This window comes from Chitinophaga sp. GbtcB8 (assembly GCF_019091455.1).
Taxonomy (GTDB): domain Bacteria; phylum Bacteroidota; class Bacteroidia; order Chitinophagales; family Chitinophagaceae; genus Chitinophaga.
The window spans coordinates 1-238 of the sequence record NZ_JAGXJN010000387.1 but is presented as its reverse complement, the minus strand read 5'-3'; the positions used below and the strand labels follow the sequence as shown (position 1 = coordinate 238).

1 protein-coding gene is annotated in these 238 nt (G+C 52.9%); it reads right to left on the bottom strand.

What is annotated here, in order from left to right; all coding sequences use genetic code 11:
* Window positions 1–238: hypothetical protein (locus KVT36_RS32145; RefSeq protein ID WP_217607502.1), on the bottom strand; the 238-nt coding region annotated here is incomplete at both ends.

Below are 238 nucleotides of genomic sequence, written 5' to 3'. Positions count from 1 at the left end.
TGTAAAAGGGAACCAAACAGGCGGCGGGAGAAGCCGGGTATCCCGATCATCCCGCTGCCTTCCAGGGTGAGTAATCCAATATACTGGATGCGGGAAATGCCGGTTACGGGATAACTGGGGTTATGGCCGTCGTGCACATGAATAAGGGTACCAGGATCTTCCGGTGCAAAGGTGTTTTGGATCCAGATGGGAAGGCGTTTGGTCATTACCGGCTGTAGGGTGAGCGGGTAAATAACTT